At 57.3% G+C, this 20111-nt stretch carries 17 protein-coding genes; 8 read left to right on the top strand and 9 right to left on the bottom strand.

Annotated features, from left to right (window positions below; genetic code table 11):
* Position 1: 1 nt before the first annotated feature.
* The 4 genes from glgC to AC6I8B_RS17880 all read left to right on the top strand — a co-directional run bounded on the left by glgC (position 2) and on the right by AC6I8B_RS17880 (position 6416).
* Positions 2 to 1294, top strand: coding sequence for a glucose-1-phosphate adenylyltransferase (gene glgC, locus AC6I8B_RS17895; RefSeq protein ID WP_010253246.1), 1293 nt, complete (start codon positions 2 to 4; stop codon positions 1292 to 1294).
* A 63-nt stretch (positions 1295 to 1357) separates the two neighbouring features.
* Complete coding sequence (gene glgA, locus AC6I8B_RS17890; protein ID WP_010253243.1) at positions 1358 to 2791, top strand: glycogen synthase GlgA; 1434 nt, start codon at positions 1358 to 1360, stop codon at positions 2789 to 2791.
* A gap of 19 nt (positions 2792 to 2810) precedes the next feature.
* Positions 2811 to 5258, top strand: a complete 2448-nt coding sequence (gene glgP, locus AC6I8B_RS17885; RefSeq protein WP_010253240.1) for a glycogen phosphorylase — start codon at positions 2811 to 2813, stop codon at positions 5256 to 5258.
* 222 nt (positions 5259 to 5480) lie between these two features.
* Positions 5481 to 6416: a LysR family transcriptional regulator gene (locus AC6I8B_RS17880; RefSeq protein ID WP_157354000.1), complete on the top strand. Its 936-nt coding sequence runs from the start codon at positions 5481 to 5483 to the stop codon at positions 6414 to 6416.
* On the opposite strand, the gene mdcH is transcribed toward AC6I8B_RS17880, so the two are convergent.
* From mdcH to glpD, 9 genes are all read right to left on the bottom strand, one after another.
* Positions 6397 to 7299 carry a malonate decarboxylase subunit epsilon gene (mdcH, locus tag AC6I8B_RS17875; protein WP_157353898.1) on the bottom strand — a complete coding sequence of 301 codons (903 nt, stop codon included), beginning with the start codon at positions 7297 to 7299 and terminating at the stop codon, positions 6397 to 6399. The genes AC6I8B_RS17880 and mdcH overlap by 20 nt on opposite strands.
* A complete protein-coding gene (locus tag AC6I8B_RS17870) occupies positions 7296 to 7916 on the bottom strand; it encodes a malonate decarboxylase holo-ACP synthase (protein ID WP_010671544.1) in 621 nt (206 codons plus the stop codon). Before AC6I8B_RS17870 ends, mdcH begins: the two co-directional genes overlap by 4 nt.
* 1 nt (position 7917) lies before the next feature.
* Positions 7918 to 8877 carry an AEC family transporter gene (locus tag AC6I8B_RS17865; protein ID WP_497817532.1) on the bottom strand — a complete coding sequence of 320 codons (960 nt, stop codon included), beginning with the start codon at positions 8875 to 8877 and terminating at the stop codon, positions 7918 to 7920.
* A gap of 133 nt (positions 8878 to 9010) precedes the next feature.
* The gene (mdcE, locus tag AC6I8B_RS17860; protein ID WP_157353895.1) at positions 9011 to 9811 is read right to left on the bottom strand and encodes a biotin-independent malonate decarboxylase subunit gamma; all 801 of its coding nucleotides are present in this window, start codon (positions 9809 to 9811) and stop codon (positions 9011 to 9013) included.
* Positions 9811 to 10644, bottom strand: a complete 834-nt coding sequence (locus AC6I8B_RS17855) for a biotin-independent malonate decarboxylase subunit beta (RefSeq protein ID WP_010253223.1) — start codon at positions 10642 to 10644, stop codon at positions 9811 to 9813. Before AC6I8B_RS17855 ends, mdcE begins: the two co-directional genes overlap by 1 nt.
* Entirely contained in the window at positions 10637 to 10936 is a 300-nt protein-coding gene (gene mdcC / locus AC6I8B_RS17850) for a malonate decarboxylase acyl carrier protein (RefSeq protein WP_010253220.1), read from the bottom strand. The genes AC6I8B_RS17855 and mdcC overlap by 8 nt, the downstream gene beginning before the upstream one ends.
* An 8-nt stretch (positions 10937 to 10944) precedes the next feature.
* Positions 10945 to 11805, bottom strand: a complete 861-nt coding sequence (locus tag AC6I8B_RS17845; protein ID WP_045139556.1) for a triphosphoribosyl-dephospho-CoA synthase — start codon at positions 11803 to 11805, stop codon at positions 10945 to 10947.
* Entirely contained in the window at positions 11805 to 13460 is a 1656-nt protein-coding gene (gene mdcA / locus AC6I8B_RS17840; RefSeq protein ID WP_010253213.1) for a malonate decarboxylase subunit alpha, read from the bottom strand. Before mdcA ends, AC6I8B_RS17845 begins: the two co-directional genes overlap by 1 nt.
* Before the next feature lie 381 nt (positions 13461 to 13841).
* Positions 13842 to 15347 carry a glycerol-3-phosphate dehydrogenase gene (glpD, locus tag AC6I8B_RS17835; protein WP_010671548.1) on the bottom strand — a complete coding sequence of 502 codons (1506 nt, stop codon included), beginning with the start codon at positions 15345 to 15347 and terminating at the stop codon, positions 13842 to 13844.
* A gap of 227 nt (positions 15348 to 15574) precedes the next feature.
* On the opposite strand from glpD, the gene glpE reads away from it, so the two are divergent.
* The 4 genes from glpE (at position 15575) to malP (ending at position 20103) form a co-directional block, all read left to right on the top strand.
* On the top strand, positions 15575 to 15901 hold the full coding sequence (gene glpE / locus AC6I8B_RS17830) for a thiosulfate sulfurtransferase GlpE (RefSeq protein ID WP_033759026.1): 327 nt from the start codon (positions 15575 to 15577) through the stop codon (positions 15899 to 15901).
* 29 nt (positions 15902 to 15930) lie between these two features.
* Positions 15931 to 16752: a rhomboid family intramembrane serine protease GlpG gene (gene glpG / locus AC6I8B_RS17825; RefSeq protein WP_157353893.1), complete on the top strand. Its 822-nt coding sequence runs from the start codon at positions 15931 to 15933 to the stop codon at positions 16750 to 16752.
* Positions 16753 to 16783: 31 nt separating this feature from the next.
* Positions 16784 to 17542 carry a DeoR/GlpR family transcriptional regulator gene (locus AC6I8B_RS17820; RefSeq protein WP_010253201.1) on the top strand — a complete coding sequence of 253 codons (759 nt, stop codon included), beginning with the start codon at positions 16784 to 16786 and terminating at the stop codon, positions 17540 to 17542.
* 155 nt (positions 17543 to 17697) lie between these two features.
* Positions 17698 to 20103, top strand: a complete 2406-nt coding sequence (gene malP, locus AC6I8B_RS17815) for a maltodextrin phosphorylase (protein ID WP_064691040.1) — start codon at positions 17698 to 17700, stop codon at positions 20101 to 20103.
* The last annotated feature ends 8 nt before the right edge of the window (positions 20104 to 20111 follow it).

Below are 20111 nucleotides of genomic sequence, written 5' to 3'. Positions count from 1 at the left end.
CATGGTTAAGTTAGATAGAACAGATCACCTGATGCTGGCCCGCCAGCTCCCTACACAGACGGTTGCTCTGATCCTCGCCGGCGGACGCGGCACGCGCCTGGTCGATTTAACGGCCAAACGTGCCAAACCGGCGGTGCATTTCGGCGGCAAGTTCCGCATTATCGACTTTGCCCTCTCCAACTGCGTCAACTCCGGTATCCGACGGATTGGCGTGATTACTCAGTATCAGTCTCATACCCTGACTCAGCACATCCAGCGTGGCTGGTCGATCTTCAATGAAGAGATGAATGAGTTTGTCGATTTGCTGCCAGCGCAGCAGCGATTTTCGACCGAACAGTGGTATCGCGGGACGGCCGATGCCGTGACGCAAAACCTTGATGTGATTCGCCGCTATCAGGCGCAGTACATCGTGATCCTCGCCGGGGACCACATTTATAAGATGGATTACTCACGCATGCTGCTGGATCACGTGGTCAACGAGGCGAAATGTACCATCGCCTGTTTACCGGTGCCGGTGCATGAAGCCACGGCGTTTGGCGTGATGGCGGTGGACGAAGAGAACATGGTGATCGATTTCGTGGAGAAACCCGCGAAACCGCCCACCATGCCGGGTGATGACACCCAGGCGCTCGCCAGCATGGGGATCTACGTTTTCAATGCAGACTATCTCTATGAACTGCTGGAAGAGGATCTGCAGACGCCAGGCTCTAACCACGACTTCGGCAAAGATATCCTGCCGAAAATCGTGGCAAGCGGCGAAGGCTATGCGCACTCCTTTGCGCTCTCCTGCGTACAGAACGATGACAATGCGCCGCCTTACTGGCGCGACGTCGGGACGCTGGAAGCCTACTGGCGCGCCAATCTCGACCTGGCATCGGTGATGCCTGAACTCGATATGTATGACGTCACCTGGCCGATTCGTACCCACATGGAGCCGCTGCCGCCGGCCAAATTTGTTCAGGATCGTTCCGGCAGTCACGGGATGACCATGAACTCGCTGGTCTCGGGGGGCTGCATCATCTCCGGTTCAGTGGTGGTCAATTCGGTGCTGTTCCCGCGGGTACGCGTTAACTCTTTTTGCAATATAGATTCAACTGTACTGCTGCCTGATGTGGTAGTGGGCCGATCGTGTCGTCTGCGTCGCTGCGTCATTGATCGTGCCTGCGAGTTACCGGAAGGCATGGTCATTGGCGAAAACCCGGATGAAGACAGTCGCCGGTTTCACCGTTCGGATGAAGGCATCGTACTGGTAACCCGCGCCATGCTGGCCAGGCTGGCCAAAGCGGGGCTGTAAGCGATAAGCGAAACTTACGCAATCGGCACGCGGAGCGTGTCGGATAACTTAATGAGGTCGAGGATGCAGGTTTTACATGTCTGTTCGGAACTTTTCCCGCTGCTAAAAACGGGCGGACTGGCTGATGTAGTCGGGGCATTACCTCAGGCACAAATTGCGGGCGGCACGGATACGCGGGTACTACTGCCCGCTTTTCCCGCATTGCGCAAAGGCATACCTGATCTCCAGGTCGTGACAGAGCGAGAAACATTTGCCGGTCATGTACGTCTGCTATTTGGTGAATTTAACGGTGTGGGAATCTACTTGATTGATGCTCCCGGCCTCTACGATCGTCCCGGTAGTCCCTACCATGACGAATCGCAGTTTGCGTATGTCGACAACTATCTGCGCTTTGCGCTGCTGGGCTGGGTTGGCTGTGAACTGGCGTGCGGCATGGACGCGATGTGGCGTCCCGATATTGTGCATGCCCATGACTGGCATGCAGGCCTGACCTGCGCCTATCTGGAAGCGCGTGGTCGTCCGGCTAAATCGGTCTTCACCGTGCACAACCTGGCGTATCAGGGGCTGTTCATGGCGCACCACATGGAAGAGATTGGCCTGCCATGGTCGTTCTTTAACATGCACGGGCTGGAGTTCTTCGGTCAGATCTCCTTCCTGAAAGCGGGACTTTTTTACGCCGACCATATCACGGCGGTCAGCCCGACTTACGCCCATGAAATTACTTCTGCCGAATATGCTTACGGCATGGAAACCCTGCTGGCACAGCGGATGCGTGAAGGCCGTCTCAGCGGCATTCTCAACGGCGTTGATCCCTCTATCTGGGATCCGGCGCACGATCTGCTGCTCAGCGCGCGTTATAACCGCGACACGCTGGAAGCGAAAGCGGAGAACAAACGTCAGCTGCAGGTGGCGATGGGACTGAAGGTGGATGATAAAGCGCCGGTGTTCTGCGTGATCAGCCGTCTGACCAAACAGAAAGGGCTGGACCTGGTGCTGGAGGCGCTGCCCGGCTTGCTGGCGCAGGGCGGTCAACTGGTGCTGCTGGGCCAGGGCGATGCTGAACTGCAGCAGGGCTTCCTGGCGGCGGCGGCAGAGCATCCGGGCAGCGTCGGCGTGCAGATCGGCTATCACGAAGCGTTCTCACACCGCATTGTCGGCGGCGCGGACGTGATTGTGGTGCCGAGTCGCTTTGAGCCCTGCGGTCTGACACAACTTTATGGCCTCAAGTATGGTACGTTGCCGTTAGTACGCCGCACCGGCGGGCTGGCCGATACCGTGAATGACAGCTCACTGGAGAATCTGGCCGACGGTATCGCCAGTGGATTCAGTTTTGAAGATGCCAACGCCTGGTCACTGCTTCGGGCCATCCGGCGCGCGTTTGTGTTGTGGTCCCGTCCTTCGCTCTGGCGCTATGTTCAGCGCCAGGCAATGGCGATGGACTTTAGCTGGCAGGTGGCAGCACAAGCCTACCGTGATCTCTACCAACGTTTGATGTAACGGATTGGGAAAACTGGATATGAATGCACCTTTCACTTACGCCTCACCAACGTTGACGGTTGATGCCTTAAAGCATTCGATTGCCTATAAATTGATGTTTACCATCGGCAAAGATCCCTCTATCGCCAATAAGCATGAGTGGCTTAACGCCTCGCTGCTGGCGGTGCGCGACCGGATGGTGGAGCGCTGGCTGCGTTCCAGCCGTGCTCAGCTTTCTCAGGATGTCCGGCAGGTCTATTACCTGTCGATGGAGTTCCTGATGGGCCGCACGCTGGGCAATGCGCTGCTGGCGATGGGGATTTATGACGATCTCAACCAGGCGCTGGATGAGATGGGACTGGATCTGGCCGAGCTGATGGAAGAAGAAAACGATCCGGGGCTGGGCAACGGTGGTCTGGGTCGCCTGGCGGCCTGTTTCCTCGACTCGCTGGCGACGCTGGGCATGCCGGGCCGTGGCTATGGCATCCGGTATGATTACGGCATGTTCAAACAGAACATTGTGGAAGGTGAGCAGAAAGAGTCGCCGGATTACTGGCTTGAATATGGTAATCCGTGGGAATTCCAGCGTTTCAATACCCGTTACAAAGTGCGCTTTGGTGGCCGCGTCCAGCACGAAGGCGCGAAAGTGCGCTGGCTGGAGACCGAAGAGATCCTGGCGATGGCCTATGACCAGATCATTCCGGGCTTTGACACCGACGCTACCAACACCTTACGGCTGTGGGGCGCGCAGGCCAGCAACGAAATCAACCTCGGCAAGTTCAACCAGGGCGACTACTTTGCGGCGGTGGAAGATAAAAACCACTCCGAGAACGTGTCGCGCGTGCTCTATCCGGATGATTCGACCTACTCAGGCCGCGAGCTGCGCCTGCGTCAGGAATATTTCCTGGTCTCCGCGACGGTGCAGGACATTCTGAATCGTCACTGGCGGATGCATCAGACCTGGGACAACCTGGCGGATAAAATCGCTATTCACCTGAATGATACCCATCCGGTGCTGGCGATCCCCGAACTGATGCGCCTGCTGATCGACGATCATAAATTCAGCTGGGACAACGCTTTTGACGTCTGCTGTCAGGTCTTCTCCTACACCAACCATACGCTGATGACCGAAGCGCTGGAAACCTGGCCGGTTGATATGATCGGCAAGATCCTGCCGCGTCACCTCAGCATTATTTTTGAAATTAACGACTTCTTCCTTAAGACCATTCAGGATCACTATCCCGATGACCTGGATCTGCTGTCGCGCATTTCGATCATCGACGAAAACGATGGCCGCCGGATACGCATGGGCTGGCTGGCGGTGGTGGTCAGCCACAAAGTAAACGGCGTTTCGGAGCTGCACTCCAACCTGATGGTACAGTCGCTGTTTGCCGATTTCTCCCGTCTGTTCCCTGGTCGCTTCTGTAACAAAACCAATGGCGTTACGCCGCGCCGCTGGCTGGCGCTGGCGAACCCGGCGCTGTCAGAGGTGCTGGATGAGGAGATTGGCCGCAACTGGCGCACCGATCTCAGCCAGCTGGGCGAGCTTAAGGCGCAGATCGACTATCCGGCGTTTATCGAAAAAGTGGCGGTCGCTAAGTATCAGAACAAGCGTCGGCTGGCCGACTGGGTGGCGAAGAATCTGGACGTGGTGCTCGACCCGAACGCGCTGTTTGATGTGCAGATCAAGCGCATTCACGAGTACAAACGCCAGTTGCTCAACGTGCTGCATGTGATCACCCGATACAACCGTATCAAGGCCGATCCCCAGGCGGATTGGGTGCCACGCGTCAATATCTTTGCCGGTAAAGCGGCATCGGCTTACTACGTTGCCAAGCACATCATTCATCTGATCAACGATGTCGCCAATGTGATCAACAACGATCCGCAGGTGAAGAACAAACTTAAAGTGGTCTTCATCCCGAACTACAGCGTGAGCCTGGCGCAGATCATTATTCCGGCGGCCGATCTCTCTGAGCAGATCTCTACCGCAGGGACGGAAGCGTCCGGCACCAGTAATATGAAGTTTGCGCTGAATGGCGCGCTGACCATCGGAACGCTGGATGGGGCCAACGTTGAAATGCTGGATCACGTCGGTGAAGAGAACATCTTCATTTTCGGTAATACCACGCCGCAGGTCGAAGCCCTGCGTAAAGGGGGCTATAACCCGCGTGACTATTATGAAAAGGATGAAGAGCTGCATCAGGTGCTGACTCAGATTGCTTCCGGTCTGTTCAGTCCGCAGGATCCGGGCCGCTACCGCAATCTGTTCGATTCACTGGTCAACTTCGGCGATCACTACCAGTTGCTGGCGGATTATCGCAGCTATGTGGATACCCAGGATAAAGTGGATGCGCTCTACCGTAAACCGGATGAGTGGCAACGCCGCGCGGCTAAAAACATCGCCGGAATGGGCTACTTCTCGTCGGACCGTACGATTCAGGAGTACGCTGATGAGATCTGGAATATCTCGCCAGTAAGGTTGTAAGGCGCGTGCAGTCAGGTTTCTGACTTTCTTTGCGGCCGAGGGATCGGCCGCACTCTCCTGTGCTCTCTTTGCTCACCGTCTATCCCGCTCCTCTTTCAGAAGGTTCAGCCTCTTATCGCCTCTGCCTCCGTAAGTGCCTCTTGTGCGAGCCAGATCATTACACCCTGGCTGAGAATCGCTACTATGCGGGAAAGCAAAATGACCCTACAGGCAACAGCAGCAATGAGTGACAACATCAACCAGGAAATTACCTTCCGTAAACTCAGCGTCTTCATGATGTTTATGAGCAAGGGCAATATCGCCCGTACGGCGGAAGCGCTGGCGCTGAGCAGCGTCAGCGTACATCGCGCACTGCATACGCTGGAAGAGGGCATCGACTGCCCGCTGTTTATCCACAAGGGCCGCAACCTGGTGCCGCTGCCTGCCGCCTGGACACTGCTGGACTATTGTCGCGATGTGACCACCCTGATGGGCAAAGGCATTGAAGAGGCGCGCAAAGTCGCAGGCATCGGCGGAGGGCGTCTGCGACTTGGCACGCTCTACTCCCTGACGCTGGAGACCATTCCCCGGCTGATCATGGGCATGAAGCTGCGTCGGCCCACGCTGGAGCTCGATCTGACCATGGGTTCCAATCAAATGCTGCTGAATATGCTGGAAGATGATGCGCTGGATGCGATTCTGATCGCCACCGATGACGGCGAACTCAGCGACGCGCATTTTGATGTGATTCCGCTGTTTGAAGACAGGATCTTTCTGGCCACACCGGCCGGGGAGATGCGGGACGGAGCCGGTCCGGTGGATCTGCGTGATTATGCCGACCGTGATTTTGTCTCCCTGGCTGAAGGGTTTGCAACCTATGCCGGTTCGCAGGAGGCGTTCCAGATAGCCGGATTTGAACCGCGCATGGTCACCCAGGTGAATGACATCTTCTCGATGATAAGCCTGGTGCAGGCGGGCGTCGGCCTGGCACTGATCCCGGGACGGATGAAGAAGGTGTATGAAAACAACATTCAGCTGCTGACGCTCGCTGAGCCTTACCAGATGCGTCAGCAGATCTCGATTGTCTACTCACATCGCCGCGAACGGGATAATGACCTGCTGGCACTGGCGGCAGAAGGGCGGATGTACGCCCGCAGCCTTACTGACTTAGCCGTTTAACCAGATGGAGTGCAACCTCAACGCTGTTGCGCTCCAGACAAATCGCGTCGCCCTGCCAGCCTGCCTGAAGCGTCAGGCCGGTCAGCACATTGCCAGGCGGCATCTCAATCGCCAGTCGGGCATCGCGCTGATTGGCTGAAACCATCGCATCATTCCACTGCACCGTACGCGCCATATTAAAGGCAAGATCGTCGGCAATCTTCTCCGGCTCCCAAATCACGCGTCCGGTTGAACCGCTGAGGTAAGCGCAATGGGGACGGGAAAGGCTGACGGACCCGAACGCGCGCGCCAGTTCTGAGGCGGGCTTATCCAGCAGCGCGCAGTGCGACGGCACGCTCACCGCGAGTTTAATCGCTTTGCTGGCACCGGCATCCAGCGCTTTCTGCGCGACTACCGCCATATCCTCGTCGCGGCCAGCAATCACAATCTGCGTTTCCGCATTCAGGTTGGCGATATAGGTGTTGCTGCCGGGCAGCAGTTTCTCCAGACGACTCAGCGTCAGGCCGGTGATGGCGGTCAGGCCATATCCCTCTGGATAAGCCTGCTCCATCAGATCGCCGCGCAGTGCCACCAGCCGCAGAGCATCACTGAAATCCAGCGCGCCGGAAATCACCGCAGCAGGAAACGCGCCAATCGACAGACCGCTGACGATATCGGGTTTCACCCCACGGCGAATCAGCTCGCGCGCCCAGGCGACACCGCAAATCAGCAGACTGAGCTGCACGGCGCGCGTGTGGCGCAGTGCATCGGCACTGTCGAGCTGGTCAGTCTCGTCGCCCAGAACTGCACGCACGCTGTTTAACAGGGCGTCGCCGTCGGGAAGGTGCTGTAACATCCCGGCACGCTGAGTGCCCTGGCCGGGAAAGGTAAAGAGTATTTTCATTGTAGCTCCCTGCTCCAGGGTGAAGCGGTCAGTATCGGCCCGGTAACGGTTTTAACCAGCGCGCGGCCTTCACGCAGCCATTCGCTGAGGGCAAACGCGCCGGACGGCGTTTCTATCTGCGTATCGACCCGACAGGCCAGCGTGTCGGTTTGCGCCTGCCAGCGTTGCAGCGCATCGCGCGCCAGCGGCTCTGGCGCGCGAATAACTAAATCAAGATCGCTGGCGGCATGCAGCGTGGGTTGCTGAGTTGCCAGTGCGTAACCGGTACTGCCGGTAATGCCCCAGCGCCACGGCCAGTCGTGCTCACTGAGGGCAATCGCCGCGCCGACCGGCGCATAAGCGGTGAACGGCGAGGCAAGCAACTGCGCACGCGCCGCCAGCATCTCCGGTGTGACAACGCGAACGATGTCCGCTGCATTGACCCATCCGGCGGCGCGCTGTTCGCGGCGCTCGCCGCGCACACCCACCGGTATCAGCCCGGTTTCGCTTCTGTCGCGCCGCACCACGACCGGAAGGCCGGGATGCCAGAACTGACTGACCCAGCTCTCACTGATGGCGGCTAAGGCGTTGCCGTCTCGCAGCCAGAGCAGATCGTGGGGGCGCGGTACAGAGCTCATATTACATTCCTGATGTCAGCGTAATGAACAGCGGTAATGACAAAATACAGAGAATAGAGCTGAGCAGCAGCACAGCCTCTGCATCCGGCGACTGCACGCCAAAGCGGTTGCCAAACACCACCCCGAAGAAACCGGCGGAGAGCGCAATCATCAGAATGGCGGTAATTGCCACCGGACCGCTGAGACCCAATGCAAGTACCAGACCCCAGGCGATAAAGGGCTGAATCAGCAGTTTAGTTACCGTGCCGACGCCCACCACCGCGTTGAGTTTCAGTTTGCGTGCCGACAGGATGACACCGGTCAGGAAGAGTGCAGCGGCGGTAGCAGCCAGACCCAGCGGTTTGATGGCAGCCAGCACCAGATCAGGCATTTTAACGCCCAGCGCTGATAACACCACGCCAATCAACGGTCCCAGTACGATCGGTTTTTTCACTGAACGCCACATCAGAATCGGCAGCATGGTCAGGGTTGAACCGTGTTCGGTGCCGTCGGCAAACGCTTTTTCACGTTCCAGAATCAGCAGGCAAAGCGGTGTAAGCAGCACTGAACCACAGGCGATGGAGACCGCTACCGAGAGCAAGGTGGCGCCATTTTCACCCAGTACGCTGGCCAGAATGGGCAGGCCCAGCGCGGCGTAATTTGGCAGCGCCACAGTCAGTGTCAGCACAGCCGCATCCTGCGGTGACTTTTTGAAAACTTTTGTAGCCGCGAAATAGACAGCTCCATAGGTAATCCACATTGCGCCGGTAATAACCACAATCAGCGGCCATTGCGCCACGATGCCCGGCCAGGGCGTTTGTACCGTGGCACTGAACAGCGCGGCGGGCAGCGCAAAATCCATGACGAAAATATTCAGCAGAGAGACGTCTTTGTTGTTGACCATTCCGGCCTTACCGGCCCAGAAACCCAGAAGCATGATGACAAAAATCGGAGCAAGGGCATGAACAATTATATAAATCATAAATCACCTGTATTTAAGAAAGAATTTTCTGTTAACAGCGATGTTTATAATTCTGAACACGGCCACTGCCCCGGGGCGCACTTAGCAATGCGCCCCGTCAGACCGGTTTCGGCAGGTTTATTTTTTTATTTAATTACCAGGTTGCGCGCATCCGCTCGCGAACCAGGGAGGAGCTGTGGCGATTGGATGCGCCCAGCCGGTTTTTCAGGCTCGGATCCTGACGCGCATCGCTAATGGCTTTCTGCAACGCGATCTCGACCATCGCCACATCGGCGTCAGAAGGCGCATCGGGATTGGCCACGTTCAGCAGATCGGAGAGCAGACCCAGCGTGGCGAAGTTATTCACGTCATAGGCCATCGGCGGAATGGTCGCCGCCAGTTTCTCCAGCGCCTCCACCGAACGCAGCGTGATACGCGCGGCGGACTCTTTACCCATCGCGTGCACCAGCACACCCTGATCGTTGAGCGCAATCAGGCGGTTGGCCTGATAACCGTGCGCCAGGAAGGCACCAGACATCGCTTTGCCAACAATCAGCCCAATCACCGGATGACCCGCAAGGCGTGCTTTGGCATAAGCGCCCGCAGCCCCCGCCAGCGCCTGATGAATACCGAACGCCTCTTCGCGACGGCCATAGGCCTGACTCGGCACGTCGATCACCGCCACAATCGGGCGTTTCACGTCGCTGTTCTTGTCCTCTTCCAGCGTTTCATTCACCACTTTCGCCAGCGTCCAGCCTTCCAGCAGACCGACTTCGCCCTGCGCGGCACGCGGATAGTGGTTTTGTGCATCGGGCACCACGGCGATAAAGCGCACGCTTTCGCCATTAAGTTCGCCGTCCGCCACCTGGACAGAGGTGCACAGGCCGCTGAGGCGCTGCGCATCAGGTGCAAGTTTTTCCAGCCAGATTGCACCGCGGCTGTTTGTCTGGGTCATTATTTATCCTCCCGGGCGAAAAGCTGTTTAATCTGCGCCGTGTCCGCCTGCTGACGGGTGTCGAACTGCGTCAGACGTGGCAGGAAATCGGCATATTTATCGCTGCGGTGCTGCGCCGGAACGCCTTTGGCGATGAAGTCATTCATCGCACTCTTAACCGCATTGACGCCATCACCGACCAGCGCATCGACCAGGCCGCTGGCGTAGCGGATTTCACCGCCGGTCATGCTCCAGATAAACGGACGATCGCGCGAGTCATACTCTTCAATGCCCGCTTCCTGCTCAATCACCTGTGGACCGTTCAGCCCCAGGCGCGCTTCACGCGTCACAATCAGGTAGCTGCACAGCGCAGCGGCGATGGACATCCCGCCAAAGCAGCCGACGGTACCGGCAATAATGCCGATAACCGGGGTATAGCGGCGCAGATCGACAATCGCGGCATGAATATCGGCAATCGCCGCCAGCCCCAGATTTGCTTCCTGTAAACGCACGCCGCCGGTTTCCAGGCAGAGCACCGCCTGAGTGGGTATTCCGTTGCGGTTGTCTTCGGCTGCCAGTTCCAGCGCCGCCGCCATTTTGGCACCGGAGACTTCGCCCATGCTGCCACCCTGGAAGGTGCCTTCAATGGCGATAACGACCGCAGGCTGACCGTTCAGCGTGCCGCGTGCCACCACCATGCCGTCATCTGACTGCGGCACCACACCCTGCGGGGCCAGCCACGGCGACATGATGCCTTCGAAAGGATCCAGCAGTTCGCGATAGCTGCCGTCGTCCAGCAGTGCACGGGCGCGCTCACGGGCGCGTAATTCAATAAAACTGGCATCGTTACGCATGGCTCACCTCCTCAAAAACCTGTTCAATACGGATACGCGCCACGCCGGGTGTCGCGCCGAAATCGTGAATAATCAGCTTTCCGGCAGGCAGACCGTTGGTTAAATTCAGGCGGTCAAACAGCGCCTTCCAGCGGGCGTCGCTGTTATCCAGTGAGGTGGTGATATCAATGCTAAGCGTTTGTCCTTCAGTTGCGGTGTACAGCACTTCCATATCACCGGAACCAACGACCCCTGCCAGAGCTTTACCGCTGAGTGAGCGGTTAGCAGGTAAAGATAATGTGATGTGTTCCATAATGGCCTCTAGAAATAAGAATGTTCAGGTGAACAGACCCGATCAATGAACAGCGTCGCGGCCAGCAAATCGGCGGCCCCGCCAGGCGAAGCGTTGAGCGACAGCATGCGCTGATCGAGCTGCGCCAGCGCCTTCTGGCCGCCTGCTGTGCGACAGCCGCCAGACAGCAGCACGGCGCGTGCTCCCTGCTGCATCGCTTTCAGTCCGGTCATACCGGCCCGTGACAGCACGCAGGTATCGCTGAGCGAGGTCATGATCGCCATTAGCGCATCAAGGCGGGCTTCATTTTCACTGGCACCCGTTGCACGACTGGTCATCAGTTGTGGCAGCGCCAGCTTCATCACGTGAGGAAACGCCTGTTGCGCCTCTTCGCGTGCGCCGGGCACCTGATAGCGGTGCGTCGCTTTTAACCCTTTGCTGAACAGTTTTGGCGCGGCGCGGTCCGGCAGGCTGGCCAGCGCGGCTGCGGTGCGGGTCAGCTGGTCGGCACTGGCCGCGCCACCGTGCATGGCTGCAGCACTGACCAGCAGTCCCAGCGCCCAGATCGCACCCCGATGGGTGTTGACGCCGCCGGTTGCCGCCATCATCTGCTGTTCACCGTCACGGCCCAGCCGACCCACCGTTTCGCGCAGGGCAATATCAGCAGGGCGCAGCCAGCTGTGACGGGCCAGCGCCAGAAAGGTCGGCACAAGGCTGTGAGCGGAACGCTCCATCAGCGCCAGCGTCAGGTCCTGATGCGCGCCGTTTCCCCGACTGTCTACCAGACCCGGCTTGGGGCTTAGCCGCGCTTCATCGGTCAGACAATCGCGCGCAATCGTCGCCAGCTGGCTGGCCTGCGCCTCGGTTTGAGTCTGCGACAGAAGTTTCATTACCAGCTCCGGAATTTTGCCGGTGGGTTATAAAGACCACCCGACCATTCCACCAGGTCAGAGACGCTGCTGGCGGCGAGCAGCGAGCGGGTCGCATCTGAACGACGAATGCCCATATCTTCCGGATAGACCACTTTGCCGCTTTTACGCAGGGCCGCCACGCGCGCCGCATCGACGCCAAGGCCGATATCGGTGATGCCGGCTACCGCAGCGACCATTGCACGGCGCTCTTCAAGGCTTTCCGCGCGATAGAGATAGGCAATACCCTCTTCGGTCAGCACGTGGGTGACGTCATCGCCATAGATCATCACGGGTGCCAGCGGCATACCGGTCGATTTCGCCACTTCAACGGCATCTAGCGTTTCAACAAAGGTCGGTTTGGCACCGGCCTGGAAGGTTTCCACCATCTGAACCACCAGCTTTTTACCGCGCTGCATCGGGTCCGGTTCGGTGATCATATTGAGCCATGCAGGCGTGGCATGACGTCGGCCGTGCGGATCGTGGCCCATGTTAGGCGCACCGCCGAACCCGGAAAGGCGACCGCGGGTCACGGTTGAGGAGTTTGCCAGGCCATCGACCTGCAGGGTGGCGCCGATAAACATATCCACCGCATACTGACCTGCCAGCTGACAGAAGGCGCGGTTAGAGCGCATAGAGCCGTCGCTGCCGGTGAAGAAGATATCGGGACGGGCGCGAATGTACTCTTCCATGCCCAGTTCGCCACCGAAGCAGTGCACGCTTTCAACCCAGCCGCTCTCAATCGCCGGGATCAGCGTCGGATGCGGGTTAAGGGTCCAGTGCTTACAGATTTTGCCTTTCAGGCCGAGTTGTTCGCCGTAGGTAGGCAGCAGCAGTTCGATCGCGGCGGTATTAAAACCGATACCGTGGTTAAGTGACTGCACCTGATGTTCGGCATAAATGCCTTTAATCGCCATCATCGCCATCAGGATATGTTCCTGCTTAATCAGGCGCGGATCGCGGGTAAACAGCGGTTCGATAAAGAAAGGTTTATCGGCTACGACGATGTAATCGATCCAGGAGCCAGGAATATCGACGCGGGGCAGGTCGGTCTCGTCATCGACCAGCTCATTTACCTGGGCAATCACGATACCGTCACGGAACGCGGCGGCTTCCACCAGGGCAGGCGTATCTTCAGTACTCGGGCCGGTGTAAAGGTTGCCTTTGCGGTCAGCTTTATAACCGGCAATCAGCGCGACGTTTGGACTCAGATCGACATAAAGGCGGGAATAGAGTTCGATATAGGTGTGGATTGCGCCTATTTCCAGCTGACCATCTTCTAACAACTGAGAAATACGCAGACTTTGCGGACCGGAAAAAGAGAAGTCGAGTTTACGCGCAATGCCTTTTTCGAAAATATCCAGATGCTCACTGCGACCCACGCTCGGCATAATCATATGCAGGTCGTGTACTATCGCCGGATTAACCTCAGCCAGGGTGCGTGACAAAAAATCGGCCTGCTTCTGGTTATTCCCTTCCAGTACCACCCGGTCGCCCGGTGCAATCAGTTTTTCAAATGCTTCTACAGCTCTTTCAGTAGGAATGACTTTGCCATCAACAGGGAAGGATGCCAGACGACGCGCTTTTTCACTGCGGCGCGTGTTCCATTCCCGGGCAGGCGTTTGGCCTGTGTTCATTTCAACCTCCTGATTAAAATAACGGTTGTTTCGTTTTTACTGAGGAAAGTTTGTGCTTTCTGATGACGTCGTTCAATTAAGCAAAAAGCCTGAACGTTATATTTACAGTAACAATAGGATGTGAACGTTTTGATATGCGAAGCAGAAAGAGTTGAGTTTAGGCGCTGACCAAAAATGTGATCGCATAAACGGATTTCTGTATTAAGAATGGTGTGAGCCTGACATTTTTAATAAAAAGTACGTCGTACAAAAATAAACTCTGCTACACGCTGAAAAGAGCTACCTGTTGGATCAGCAACCGGATTCACCGACCCGCTATCGCAGACATAAAAAAAGCAGGCCGAAGCCTGCTTTCTGATTCTTTAGTTAGTTACTGACAGTTTATGATGCCAGCGACAGGGCGGGTTTAGCTTTCGCTGCCAGCCACTCGGTGACTCGCGCCTGCTGCTCTTTGGTCAGCCACATGCCCTGTTTGGTACGACGCCAGATAGCATCATCCAGCTCACGAACCCACTCATGCTGCACCAGGTAGCGTAATTCTGCTTCGTAAAACTCGTGACCGAAGTTCTCGCCCAGATCGTCCAGGCTTTTCGCGCCAGCCAGCAGGGTTTCAGTGCTGCTGCCGTAGGTGCGCGAGAAGTGGCGCGCCATATTTTCACTGATGAACGGATAGCGACGACGCAGGCTGGCCGCATAATCTTCACGGGTGCCAGAGATATTTCCGCCTGGCAACACGCAGTTCTTCGTCCATGCCGGACCCGCGTTCGGATAGTACTTCGCCAGTTTCTCCAGCGCATGTTCTGCCAGCTTACGGTAGGTGGTCAGCTTGCCGCCAAATACCGACAGCAGCGGAGCCTGACCATTATCGTCGCGCACATCCAGGGTGTAATCACGGGTGATCGCCTGTGGCGAATCGGATTCGTCATCACACAGCGGACGGACACCGGAATAGGACCAGACGATATCGTCAGCGGTCAGCTGCTTTTTAAAGTGTCCGTTGAACACTTTCAGCAGGTAGTCGGTCTCGCTGTCATCAATATTGACGTTTTTCGGATCGCCTTTGTACTCGACGTCGGTGGTACCGATGATAGAGAACTCATCCATCCACGGGATGACAAACACGATGCGGTTATCTTCGTTCTGCAGAATGTAAGCCTGCTTTTCGGTATGGACGCGTGGCACCACGATGTGGCTGCCCTTGATCAGGCGAATACCGTAAGGCGATTTCAGCTTCAGGCTGTCGTCGAACAGCTGTTTGACCCACGGGCCGGCAGCATTGACCAGGCCTTTCGCCTGCCAGGTAAAGGTTTTACCGCTGTCGACATCTTCCGCTTCGACCTTCCACAGGCCGCCTTCACGCCAGGCACGGGTCACGCGGGTGCGGGTACGGACTTCGCCGCCACGCTTCACGACTTCCTGTGCGTTCAGTACCACCATGCGGGCATCATCGACCCAGCAGTCAGAATATTCGAATCCGCGCGTAATTTCCGGCTTCAGGGCCGAATCCGCGCCAAATCGCAAACTTTTACTGCCTGGCAGACTGGTACGCTTGCCAAGATGGTCATACATAAACAGGCCGGTGCGAATCATCCACGCCGGACGCAGATGCGGACGGTGCGGCAGACGGAAGCGCATCGGGAACGCCAGATGCGGAGCCATTTTCAGCAGCACTTCACGCTCGGCCAGTGCTTCACTGACCAGACGGAATTCGTAATGTTCAAGGTAGCGCAAGCCGCCGTGAATCAGTTTTGAGCTGGCAGAGGAGGTCGCGCAAGCCAGATCCCGCGCCTCCAGCATTAACACCGACAGTCCGCGTCCTGCAGCGTCTGCTGCAATGCCGGCACCGTTGATGCCGCCGCCGATCACGATCAGGTCTTTGGTTTCCACGTCATCTCCTCCGATGTTCGGAATAGTTCACTAATGTTCGTTTTCGAGCATAATCATAATCGCAAACCAACATTGACGCCAGCTTTTAACCAGGTAAAAACATTTTTGCGTGATATAGCTAACATTCTGCCCACCAAAAAAACCGATAGCCGTAACGATTGTCAGGTTATCGGCGTGGATTCTCGGGTTACACTACGCGCTATTGTGACGCTGTTATGAGAGATCCCATGGAAACGTTCGAATGTATTGATGTGCAGCAGGCGCAGGCGCGTCTGGCGCAGGGTGCGCTGCTGGTAGATATCCGCGATCCGCAAAGTTATGCCCTGGGTCATGCGGCCGGTGCGTTGCATCTGACCAACACCAACCTCAGCGATTTTGTCAGTGGTGCCGATCACAGCCTGCCGGTGCTGGTGATGTGCTATCACGGCAACAGCAGCAAAAGCGCGGCACAATATCTGCTGGGACAGGGCTTCAGCGCGGCGTACAGCATTGATGGCGGCTTTGATGCCTGGCGTGCTGCCTTTCCTCAGCAGGTTGCCCTCGGCAGCGAATAGATTGCCGCTCGTCACATGGAGAGTTACTGATGCGCATTACTCAATTTAATCAGCCCCGCATGGCGCAGGCCTTTGTTGACTACATGGCGACGCGGAGCATCACGCTGCGTATTGAGCATGAAAATCACTACGTCATCATGCTGGATGATGAGAGCAAGATTTCACTGGTCGAAAACGAACTTCAGCAGTTTTTGCACGACCCTAACCATCCGCGTTATCAGGCCGCCAGCTGGCACAGCGGAAAAACCGACAGTGGCCTGCGCTATGAGCGCAGCAATATCTGGGCGAATATCCGTGAGCGTGCCGGTCCGCTGACCATGACGCTGATGGTGCTCTGTATCGCGATATTTATTCTGATGCAGGTCATGGGCGATCGCACCGTGATGGCCTGGCTCTCCTGGCCGGATGCCGATCAGCATCTTCAGGTCTGGCGCTGGTTCAGCCATGCGCTGCTGCACTTTTCACTGCTGCACATTCTGTTTAATCTGATGTGGTGGTGGTATCTGGGCGGCGCGGTTGAGAAGCGACTTGGCAGCGGCAAACTCTTTGTCATCCTGCTGATTTCGGCTCTGCTCAGCGGCTGGCTGCAGGCGAAGTTCAGCGGCATCTGGTTTGGTGGCCTGTCGGGCGTGGTCTATGCCCTGATGGGTTACTGCTGGCTGCGCGGGGAGCGCGATCCCGACAGCGGCGTCTATCTTGAACGGGGATTGATCGGTTTTGCGCTGGTCTGGCTGGTGATTGGCTGGTTTGGCGTCTTTGGTCTGGCTATTGCCAACGCGGCGCACGTCGCCGGTCTGGTGGTCGGACTGGCGATGGCGCTGGTGGATACGCGTAAAGTCACGCGTCGTTAGACAGGATTATGCGGGTTAACAGGAGAGGAACGTGAAGCAGACGCAACGTCATGACGCGATTATCGATTTAGTCCGTCGTCAGGGATATGTCAGTACTGAGGAGCTGGTGGATCATTTTGAGGTCAGCCCGCAAACCATTCGTCGCGATCTCAACGATCTGGCCGATCAGAACAAAATTCAGCGTCACCACGGCGGCGCGGCGCTTCCCTCCAGCTCTGAGAATACCGCCTGGCACGACCGTAAAATGATGTGGTCAGCGGAAAAAGCGCGGATTGCCCAGCGCGTGGCCAGCCAGATCCCGGATGGTGCCACGCTGTTTATCGATATCGGCACCACGCCGGAAGCGGTGGCGCATGCGCTGCTCAACCACAGCGATTTGCGCGTGGTCACCAATAACCTTAACGTCGCCATGCTGCTGATGGATAAACCCGATTTCCGGGTCATTATCGCGGGCGGTGAAGTGCGGACCCGTGATGGCGCGGTAATGGGTGAAGCGACGCTCGACTTCATTTCTCAGTTCCGGCTCGACTACGGCATTCTGGGGATCAGCGGCATCGATATGGATGGTTCGCTGCTGGAGTTTGACTATCACGAAGTCCGCACCAAGCGCGCCATCATCGAAAATTCACGCTGCGTGATGCTGGTGGTGGATCACTCGAAGTTTGGCCGTAACGCCATGGTCAACCTCGGCAACATGAGTCTGCTTGACTACCTCTACACGGACAAAACGCCGCCTGCCAGCGTAATGAAGGTGATTGAGCAGCATGAGGTTCACCTCGAACTCTGCTGATTCCTGCCACGCCAGCCTCCCGGCTGGCGTTTTTCTTTGATTGCTGTCGCTTTTTTCCTCACTCCCGTCTTTACTTAACGGTTGCTGGCACCCGGTTGCCAGCCCGTGCGCTTTCTATTTTTGCTTCACCTCATTGCGTAACAGAAGGGAGTGATATGCCGCAGCAAAAATTTAATAAAGCCCGTTTTAATGCCGCCTTTACCCGCCAGTGGCAACAGTTAAGTCTCCGTTCCGCCCAGCAGATGACCCCGCACCAGGCGTGGCAGGCGGTCAGCGCGGCGCTGGCGGAGCTACTGGACGCACAACCGGCACCGCGTCCGGCTGTGCAGCAGCGTCACGTTAATTACCTCTCGATGGAGTTTCTGATTGGCCGTCTGACCGGCAACAACCTGCTCAATCTCGGCTGGTATAACGACGTCAAAGCGGCGCTGGCTGAGCACGAGTTCGATTTAACGGAACTGCTGGAGCAGGAGGTCGATCCGGCGCTGGGCAACGGCGGGCTGGGACGACTGGCCGCCTGCTACATGGATTCGATGGCAACGGTGGGGCAGTCCGCCACCGGCCACGGACTGAACTACCAGTACGGCCTGTTCCGCCAGTCTTTCGATGATGGTCAGCAGATTGAAGCGCCCGATGACTGGCAACGTGAGCGCTATCCCTGGTTCCGCCACAACGCGGCGCTGGATGTGGAAGTCGCGATGGGTGGCCGGGTAGAAAAGCAGGAAAACGGCGGTGTACGCTGGCTGCCCGATTTTACGCTGCGCGGCGAGGCCTGGGATTTGCCGGTGACCGGCTACCGCAACGGCGTGACGCTGCCGCTGCGTCTGTGGCAGGCAGTGAGTGCACATCCGTTTGATCTTACGGCGTTTAACGACGGCAATTTTCTGCAGGCGGAGCAGCCGGGCATCGAGGCGGCAAAACTGACCAAAGTGCTCTATCCCAATGACAACCATCAGGCCGGCAAGCGGCTGCGCCTGATGCAGCAATATTTCCAGTGCGCCTGTGCGGTGGCGGATATCCTGCGTCGTCACCATCTGGCGGGACGCAGCATTCACAGCCTGCCTGACTTCGAAGTGATTCAGCTCAACGATACACATCCCACCATCGCCATCCCGGAGATGCTGCGCGTGTTGCTGGATGAGCATCAGCTGAGCTGGGATGAGGCGTGGCAGATCACCAGCCGGTTGTTTGCCTATACCAACCACACGCTGATGCCGGAGGCGCTGGAGCGCTGGGATGAGAAGCTGATGCGCAGTCTGCTGCCGCGCCATATGCTGATCATCAAAGAGATCAACCAGCGGCTGAAAAAGCAGGTGAAGCAGCGCTGGCCGGATGACAAAGCGATGTGGCACAAGCTGGCGGTGGTCGCTGACGGTCAGGTGCGGATGGCGAATCTCTGCGTCGTCAGCGGGTTTGCGGTCAACGGTGTGGCGGCGCTGCACTCAAGCCTGGTGGTCAGCGATCTTTTCCCGGAATATCACCAGCTCTGGCCGCAGAAATTCCACAACGTCACCAACGGCATCACGCCGCGCCGCTGGCTGAAGCAGTGTAATCCGGCGCTGGCCGGGCTGATTGATGAGACGCTGAAAACCGAGTGGGCCAATAACCTTGAGGCGTTAAGCGGTCTGGAGGCGTATGCCGACGATCAGGCGTTTCGTCAGCGCTATCGCAGCATCAAACAGCAGAACAAAGCGCAGCTTACGGAGTATATCGCCCGCCACACGGGGATTATCGTGAACCCGGCCGCGCTGTTCGATGTGCAGATCAAACGGCTGCATGAGTACAAGCGCCAGCACCTCAGCCTGCTGCATATCCTCTACTGCTATCAGAAAATCTGTCATAACCCGGAGGATGTCACCTTTACGCCACGGGTGTTCCTGTTCGGGGCCAAAGCCGCGCCGGGTTATTACCTCGCCAAAAATATCATTTACGCCATTAACAAGGTGGCGGAGGTGGTGAACAACGATCCACGGGTCGGCGACCGACTTAAAGTGGTGTTTATCCCGGACTACCGCATCACCGTGGCCGAACTGATGATCCCGGCGGCCGATCTCTCAGAGCAGATCTCCACCGCCGGGTATGAAGCCTCCGGCACCGGCAACATGAAGCTGGCATTGAACGGTGCGCTGACGATTGGCACGCTGGATGGCGCCAATGTCGAGATTGCCGAACAGGTGGGTGAGGAGAATATCTTTATCTTCGGTCACACCGTGGATGAGGTCAAAGCGCTTAAGGCGAAAGGCTATAACCCGAAAAAGGTGCGTAAGCAGAACAAGCCGCTGGACGATCTACTGAAATCGCTGGAGAAGGGCAAATTCAGCAACGGGGATAAACATGCGTTTGACCTGATGCTGGAGAGCCTGACGAAACATGGCGATCCCTGGCTGGTGCTGGCCGATTTCCAGGCCTATATCGAGGCGCAGCAACGGGTGGAAGCCCTGTGGCGCGACCCGGAAGGCTGGACCCGCGCCGCCATCCTCAATACGGCACGAACCGGCATGTTCAGTTCGGACCGGTCAATTCGTGACTATCAGCAACGTATCTGGCAGGCACCGCGCTAAGGAGCAGC

The sequence above is a fragment of the Pantoea sp. X-Soil-ISGK-285 genome (assembly GCF_059730815.1).
This window is presented reverse-complemented; position numbering and strand designations above follow the sequence as displayed.